Annotated in this window: 1 protein-coding gene; it reads right to left on the bottom strand. The window is 44.4% G+C overall.

Features of this window, described 5'->3' with window-relative positions; genetic code table 11:
- Positions 1-561 (bottom strand): GTP-binding protein (locus NE535_RS18655; protein ID WP_261300045.1); only part of this gene is annotated, 561 nt, incomplete at both ends.

Genomic DNA, 561 nt, shown 5'->3' with positions numbered 1-561 from the left:
ACGCTCTGGCTCTGGAATATAAGTATCTAAAGCTTCAGCTAGTTCAAGAATCTTAGCTTCCCATTCTGGCTGGCCTTCTAGTGCCTTAAGCGCAGAACCTTGGATAACTGGTAAGTCATCACCTGGGAAGTCGTATTCTGAAAGAAGTTCACGAACTTCCATCTCTACTAATTCTAATAACTCTTCGTCATCTACCATGTCACATTTGTTCATGAATACGATGATGAAAGGTACGCCAACCTGACGCGAAAGCAGGATGTGCTCACGTGTTTGTGGCATTGGGCCGTCTGTAGCAGCAACTACTAAGATTGCGCCGTCCATCTGTGCAGCACCAGTGATCATGTTTTTAACATAATCCGCGTGACCTGGACAGTCTACGTGTGCGTAGTGACGGATTTCTGTGTCATATTCGATGTGAGAAGTATTAATTGTAATACCGCGCTCACGCTCTTCTGGAGCGTTATCGATTTGAGAGAAGTTCTTAACTTCACCACCATATGTCTTAGATAACACAGCAGAGATAGCTGCAGTTAAAGTTGTTTTACCATGGTCAACGTGACC

The sequence above is a fragment of the Shewanella holmiensis genome (assembly GCF_025370255.1).
Classification (GTDB): Bacteria; Pseudomonadota; Gammaproteobacteria; order Enterobacterales; family Shewanellaceae; genus Shewanella; species Shewanella holmiensis.
This window is presented reverse-complemented; position numbering and strand designations above follow the sequence as displayed.